The organism is Bradyrhizobium guangdongense (assembly GCF_006483445.1).
Lineage (GTDB): Bacteria > Pseudomonadota > Alphaproteobacteria > Rhizobiales > Xanthobacteraceae > Bradyrhizobium > Bradyrhizobium guangdongense_A.
Map to the genome: position 1 here is coordinate 1 of NZ_PPPT01000230.1, position 6,119 is coordinate 6,119.

General features: G+C 64.3%; 7 protein-coding genes. 3 read left to right on the plus strand and 4 right to left on the minus strand.

Annotated elements, in window-relative coordinates:
- Window positions 1-56 precede the first annotated feature (56 nt).
- Complete coding sequence (locus C2U70_RS29005; protein WP_186294540.1) at window positions 57-578, minus strand: hypothetical protein; 522 nt, start codon at window positions 576-578, stop codon at window positions 57-59.
- 326 nt (window positions 579-904) lie between these two features.
- On the opposite strand from C2U70_RS29005, the gene C2U70_RS29010 reads away from it, so the two are divergent.
- From C2U70_RS29010 to C2U70_RS29020, 3 genes are all read left to right on the plus strand, one after another.
- On the plus strand, window positions 905-1,201 hold the full coding sequence (locus tag C2U70_RS29010) for a co-chaperone GroES (RefSeq protein ID WP_140982057.1): 297 nt from the start codon (window positions 905-907) through the stop codon (window positions 1,199-1,201).
- An 85-nt stretch (window positions 1,202-1,286) separates the two neighbouring features.
- Complete coding sequence (groL, locus tag C2U70_RS29015) at window positions 1,287-2,918, plus strand: chaperonin GroEL (RefSeq protein WP_140982058.1); 1,632 nt, start codon at window positions 1,287-1,289, stop codon at window positions 2,916-2,918.
- Window positions 2,919-3,060: 142 nt separating this feature from the next.
- Window positions 3,061-4,272 (plus strand): hypothetical protein, encoded by a 1,212-nt coding sequence (locus C2U70_RS29020; protein ID WP_140982059.1) that lies wholly within the window; start codon window positions 3,061-3,063, stop codon window positions 4,270-4,272.
- A 33-nt stretch (window positions 4,273-4,305) separates the two neighbouring features.
- Here the strand turns inward: C2U70_RS29020 and C2U70_RS29025 are convergent, their stop codons facing one another.
- The 3 genes from C2U70_RS29025 to C2U70_RS29035 form a co-directional block, all read right to left on the minus strand.
- Window positions 4,306-5,190, minus strand: a complete 885-nt coding sequence (locus tag C2U70_RS29025; protein WP_140982060.1) for an outer membrane protein — start codon at window positions 5,188-5,190, stop codon at window positions 4,306-4,308.
- A 166-nt stretch (window positions 5,191-5,356) separates the two neighbouring features.
- Window positions 5,357-5,755 carry an META domain-containing protein gene (locus tag C2U70_RS29030; RefSeq protein ID WP_140982061.1) on the minus strand — a complete coding sequence of 133 codons (399 nt, stop codon included), beginning with the start codon at window positions 5,753-5,755 and terminating at the stop codon, window positions 5,357-5,359.
- A gap of 132 nt (window positions 5,756-5,887) precedes the next feature.
- The coding region (locus C2U70_RS29035; protein ID WP_140982062.1) for an L-lactate permease at window positions 5,888-6,119 on the minus strand (232 nt) is incomplete at its 5' end.

A 6,119-nucleotide genomic window follows, 5' to 3' on the forward strand; every position in this document is an offset into this window, starting at 1 on the left:
CTCGAGATTCCGGGTTCGGTCCTGCGGACCGCCCCGGAATGACGGAGGAGATGAAATCAAGCCCGTGGCGCGCAGCGGACGTAGACCATGTTGCCGTAGCGGGTGGCGGCGTCCTTGTCGATGAAGCGGGTGATCAGGACGCGGCCGTCGAAGGAGACGATCTCGCGGTCCTGCTCGCCGGGGGTCGGGCCGGCGGGGCCGATATAGTTCTTGCCGCTCGGCGAACCCTTGAGCCGCAGTTCCTGCGGGGTGGCCTGGTCGGCGAGATGCATGATCACGCCGCCGGACGAGCCGGCGCTGATCACATAGGGGTTTTTGCATTGCGCACGCGCGGCGGCCTCGGTACGGGCCCGGTCGGCAGGATTCTGGAACGAGGCAAGGCCCCAGCGGCCGACGATCTCGTCGGAACGGATTGTCGCAGGCATTTCCGGGCCGGCACCCGGCTCGGCGTCCGGCGGCGGCGAGGAGGACGAGAAGGAAGGCAGGCTCATGCCGCCGCTGCAGGCGCCCAGCAACACCGCCAAAGCCGAAACGGCGGCCAGATTGGCAACCGTCCGCGTGCGAGCTGAACTGATCATGGCATTCCCCCGAACTGAACCCGTCTTAAGACAGAGTTGGCCGCACCCTCCCGGCAGCCAAGCGCAAAACCGCTGTCGGAGCAATGACGTCGTATATTACGTCCTGGGCCCCGAATGAGTTTCTCCCACACCATCCTATATCCGCATCACCAATCGCTTAACCACCTTTGCTTGACAGGATCGAAGCCAAGCCATATTTCCGGGCCACTATTAGCACTCCGAAAGGCAGATTGCTAAGCGCGCCGTCCGCTCCCCAGAGGTCGGACGAGGGCGCGGCCCCACCCACTTCCGCTGATTCCGAAGCGAGCCTTCCAAAGGGAAACGTCATGGCTAAATCCAAATTTCGTCCGCTGCATGACCGTGTCGTGGTCAAACGTATCGATGCCGAGGAAAAGACCAAGGGTGGCATCATCATTCCCGACACCGCCAAGGAGAAGCCGTCCCAGGGTGAAGTCGTCGCCGTCGGCCCCGGTGGCCGTGACGAGGCCGGCAAGCTGATCCCGATCGACCTCAAGGTCGGCGACCGCGTTCTGTTCGGCAAATGGTCGGGCACCGAGGTCAAGATCGACAATGACGAGCTCCTGATCATGAAGGAGTCGGACATCATGGGCGTGCTGGCCTAAGGCCGGTCGCCTGAACAGCCGCTGAATGTCATGCCCGGATCGCTGATCCGGGCATCCATCACCAAGTATCAAGGATTTGCAGAACATGGCTGCCAAAGACGTCAAGTTTTCCGGAGACGCGCGCGATCGCATGCTGCGCGGCGTCGATATTCTCGCCAACGCCGTCAAGGTGACGCTCGGCCCGAAGGGCCGCAACGTCGTCATCGAGAAGTCGTTCGGCGCGCCCCGCATCACCAAGGACGGCGTCACGGTCGCCAAGGAGATCGAGCTCGAGGACAAGTTCGAGAACATGGGCGCCCAGATGGTGCGTGAGGTCGCCTCCAAGACCAACGACCTCGCCGGCGACGGCACCACCACCGCGACCGTGCTGGCCCAGGCCATCGTGCGCGAAGGCGCCAAGGCGGTTGCCGCCGGCATGAATCCGATGGACCTCAAGCGCGGCATCGACACCGCGGTTGCCGCCGTCATCAAGGACATCGAGAAGCGCGCCAAGCCCGTCGCCTCCTCCTCCGAGGTCGCCCAGGTCGGCACCATCTCGGCCAACGGCGATTCGGCCATCGGCAAGATGATCGCGCAGGCGATGCAGAAGGTCGGCAACGAAGGCGTCATCACCGTCGAAGAGAACAAGTCGCTCGACACCGAAGTCGACATCGTCGAGGGCATGAAATTCGACCGCGGCTATCTGTCGCCCTACTTCGTGACCAACGCCGAGAAGATGACCGCCGAGCTCGAGGACGCCTACATCCTCCTGCACGAGAAGAAGCTCTCCGGCCTGCAGGCGATGCTGCCGGTGCTGGAAGCCGTGGTGCAGTCCGGCAAGCCGCTGGTCATCATCGCCGAGGACGTCGAGGGCGAGGCTCTCGCCACGCTCGTCGTCAACCGTCTCCGTGGCGGCCTCAAGGTTGCCGCCGTCAAGGCGCCGGGCTTCGGCGACCGCCGCAAGGCCATGCTGGAGGACATCGCGATCCTCACCGGCGGCCAGCTCATCTCCGAAGACCTCGGCATGAAGCTCGAGAACGTCACGGTGAAGATGCTCGGACGTGCGGGCAAGGTGGTGATCGACAAGGAGAACACCACGATCGTCAAGGGCGCCGGCAAGAAGCCGGAGATCGAGGCCCGCGTCGGCCAGATCAAGGCCCAGATCGAGGAGACCACCTCGGACTACGACCGTGAGAAGCTCCAGGAGCGCCTGGCCAAGCTCGCGGGCGGCGTCGCCGTCATCCGCGTCGGCGGTGCGACCGAGATCGAGGTCAAGGAGAAGAAGGACCGCGTCGAGGATGCGCTCAACGCCACCCGCGCCGCGGTGCAGGAAGGCATCGTCCCCGGCGGCGGCGTCGCGCTGCTCCGCGCCAAGAAGGCGGTCGGCCGTATCACCAACGCCAATGCCGACGTCCAGGCCGGCATCAACATCGTGCTCAAGGCGCTGGAAGCTCCGCTTCGCCAGATATCCGAGAACGCGGGCGTGGAAGGCTCGATCGTCGTCGGCAAGATCCTGGAGAACAAGTCCGAGACCTTCGGCTTCGACGCCCAGACCGAGCAGTATGTCGACATGGTCGAGAAGGGCATCATCGACCCCGCCAAGGTGGTGCGCACCGCGCTGCAGGACGCTTCCTCCGTGGCAGGCCTGCTGGTGACCACCGAAGCCATGGTCGCCGAGATGCCGAAGAAGGACGCGCCGGCTGCCATGCCGCCCGGCGGCGGCATGGGCGGCTTCTAACCCCCTCGCCTGTTGAGAGGATACGAAGGCCGCCTCCGGGCGGCCTTCTTTTTGCCGAGAATTGGCGTGCTTTCCGATTCAACGATCGGCGAAAACCCACTACGGTGACGCCCGATTCTGATCTCGTCCGAGGATTTCACCGATGCGCGCGCTTCTGGTCTGCTCGACAGCTCTTTTGGTCGCCGTGTTCGCGGCCTCTCCCGACGTCGCCACCGCCCAGATGAAGCTGTCGCCGAAGGCCACAAACCCCGCCGGACCGGAGACGCGCTATTTCACCTCGATCGACGGGCTGATGGACGGCAATGCCGACGTCATCCTCAAGGAGACGCGGCAGGGCAAGAATGTCACGGCTGCCGTGCTCGACGTCTGTTACCCGATTGCAAAGAATTCCGACCGCAAGGATCGCTTCGTCGCCAACCTCCAGGTCAACGGCCAGACGCTGTCGGGCACGACGCAAAGCCTCGGCGAGAAGTCGCCGGTCACCATCAAGCTGGCGCGCAAGCAGAGCGGCGACACGTTTGAATTCCGCGGCCAGATCTCGATCGGCGGCGTCGTCACCGAGGTGACATCGCCCGACAATTCCGATCTCAGCGAGAAGGAATTTCTGGACAACCAGACCACCGACGACGGCATCACCGCGGCACCGAAGGACTTTACCGAGGTCTCGCCGGAAGCGATTGCGGTCAAGGTCAAGCTCGAGGCCGTGACCGACTTCCTCAAGAGCCTGAAAGGCCAGGACGTCGAGGTGACGCTGGCGAGCCTGTCGGTCGGCTGCGATGCGCTACGCGCCGGCGAGCAGACCATCAACATGTCGGTCGATCCCGAGCGCGCGGCTGCCCTGCTCGCCAAATTCAAGGCGACGCCGGGCGTGACCGCCGTCGGCTGGACCGCAGGCCTGGTTGAGATGGATCGCACCATCCGCCTCGCCGCCGCCGACTGGCGCGAGGGCGACAAGATCGCCAGGGACAAGCTCGCGACCGCCGTCTCCAATGTCCTGAGCAAGACGCTCGCCGCAAAACCGGTGTCGTCGAGCTTCAACGCCGCCACCGGCAAGCTCAAGCTCGTCTTCAAGCGGCCGAACGTGGATTTCCCGGCGCTCGAGCTCACCGACACGATCGAGGTCGCGGGCCTCGTCTCATCGGACAAGCCCGGCGCCTCCGACAAGCTCATGCTGTGGATCGGCAGCCCACAGGTGACGACCGCGGACGAGAGCACGGGCGCCAAGCTCAATCTGTCCGACGAGGCGAGCGTCGACGAAGAAGGCGATCTGCCCGACGACAACGGCTCGATCGAGGCGCTCGCCAAGGAATTGAAGGGCCAGCGCTGGGACGCCGACAAGTCGGCGTGGAAGTGACGTTGCGGGGCAAGCGCCCCGCTCTCCGTCGGATCAATAGCGCGCGACGACGGGACCGCCGAAGCGGTAGTTGACGCGTGCGGTGACCTGATCGACGGTCAGCCTGCTGCTGCTCGCGACCGTCCCGAACGTGCCGCCGAAGCCATCGGGGATCGCGACGTTTATGCCGCGCCTTCCGAAATCCGAATGGCGGTATTCGCCAGCCACGCTCCATTGATTGGCGAAGGCCCATTCGATGCCACCGCCCAGCGTCCAACCCCATCGGGTCTCGGAACCGCTGCCTGCCGACGAAAAGGTGCCTGCTGGTATCGCGATGCCCGGGCCATTCACGACTGTCGCCGAGCTACCGCCAACACCGGCGACCGCGGCGCCACCGGTTGCATAGAACAGGATGCGATCCGCGGTGAAGCCGAGCCGCCCGCGGAACGACGCCATCCAGTTAATGCGACCATAATCAACCGTCAGGGTCTGCGTGACCGGCGCGCCGATGATGAGTGGAGCACCGAAGGTGCGCGACCTCGTTTCGGTGGCGCCATCAAAGCCCGTGCCCACGGCATCGGCCTCTACGCCGAGCACGACCCGCTGGACCTGCCAATTGTATCCGGCCTGGAGGCCGCCGATCACGGCGCTCTTGCTGCCTGGTCCGGCAAGCGTATCGATGGTGCCCGGGAAGAGGGTAATGATCGCGGCGTTCGGCGGCAAAACGATGAAGCCGGGAAGGACAGGTCCGGTATAGGGGTCCGACTGGTTGCCGGTCCAGGCGCCGCCGATATTTCCACCGACGTAGAAGCCGGTCCAACTGAATACCGGCGCCGGTACCGCGATGGGTGCCTTGACGGCCATGTCCGCGGCGTGAGCCACCGACATTCCCGCAAAAAGGCCGCTTGCCGCGACCAGGGCGATTCCCAGTGCCTTCATGCGCGTCCCCTAAATATGTTTGGCGATCATTGCGCCAGAATTCGACAAGAATAGAAGGCAATCGGGCCGTACGCTGTAACTCGCCCGACACATCTGGAAATATTCACAACGACAGGTGGCTACCTGAAGTCACGGAGAAGTCGAGTCGGGCGCATGCGACGCGAAGCTAGTTCCCGTTGACGCGGAAGCGCAGTTGCCTCGCGCCGATGAAGGTGACGATCTCGCCCTGGCGCTTCCAGGTGGCGGCATCCGCAAGGGCTGCGACGAGTTCGTCATCGGCCTGCGCCTTGGCGGGCGGGCAGGAGCGATCCTGCACCTGGGCGGGCACGAAGATCACGGTGTTGCCGGCGACCGAGAACTGGCCCTTGGCGGCCTTGCACCAGAGCTCGAGGATCACCTCGCCATTGTCGCCGATCTCGATGTTCGGGACGCGCTTCGAGCCCGGCTGCGGCAAGGCCTCCAGCGTCAACTCGGTCCCGAAGGGAAAGCCGTCGGCGGCCTGAGCCACGCCTGACGCCAGCACCACCACCGCAGCTGCACCAAAGATCCGCTGAAACGAAATCATGAAATCCCTCGACCGTTCTGAACTGGCGGACCTTTTATAAGACGGCAACCACATTGAGAAGGTTCGCTCCGACGCAATAATCCCCACGGGGGCCAAGCCCCCGCGGGGATGCGATTGCAGCAAAACCGTCCGCTATTTCAGGACCATCGCCGTGAACGGCCAGACATAGGCTTGCAGCGTCACCAGCACGCCGACCAGACAGGCCAGCACGATGGAGTGCCAGAACACGAAGCGCAAAATCGTGCCCTCATGGCCGTACCAGTTGGTCGCGGTGGAGGCGACGACGATCGATTGCGCGTCGATCATCTTGCCCATCACGCCGCCGGACGAGTTCGCCGCGCCCATCAGGATCGGCGACAGGCCG

Excerpts from the sequence above, each read along its gene's own strand:
- C2U70_RS29005 (WP_186294540.1), bottom strand. The coding sequence starts at position 578 with ATGATCAGTTCAGCTCGCACGCGGACGGTTGCCAATCTGGCCGCCGTT.
- C2U70_RS29010 (WP_140982057.1), top strand. The coding sequence starts at position 905 with ATGGCTAAATCCAAATTTCGTCCGCTGCATGACCGTGTCGTGGTCAAA.
- groL (WP_140982058.1), top strand. The coding sequence starts at position 1,287 with ATGGCTGCCAAAGACGTCAAGTTTTCCGGAGACGCGCGCGATCGCATG.
- C2U70_RS29020 (WP_140982059.1), top strand. The coding sequence starts at position 3,061 with ATGCGCGCGCTTCTGGTCTGCTCGACAGCTCTTTTGGTCGCCGTGTTC.
- C2U70_RS29025 (WP_140982060.1), bottom strand. The coding sequence starts at position 5,190 with ATGAAGGCACTGGGAATCGCCCTGGTCGCGGCAAGCGGCCTTTTTGCG.
- C2U70_RS29030 (WP_140982061.1), bottom strand. The coding sequence starts at position 5,755 with ATGATTTCGTTTCAGCGGATCTTTGGTGCAGCTGCGGTGGTGGTGCTG.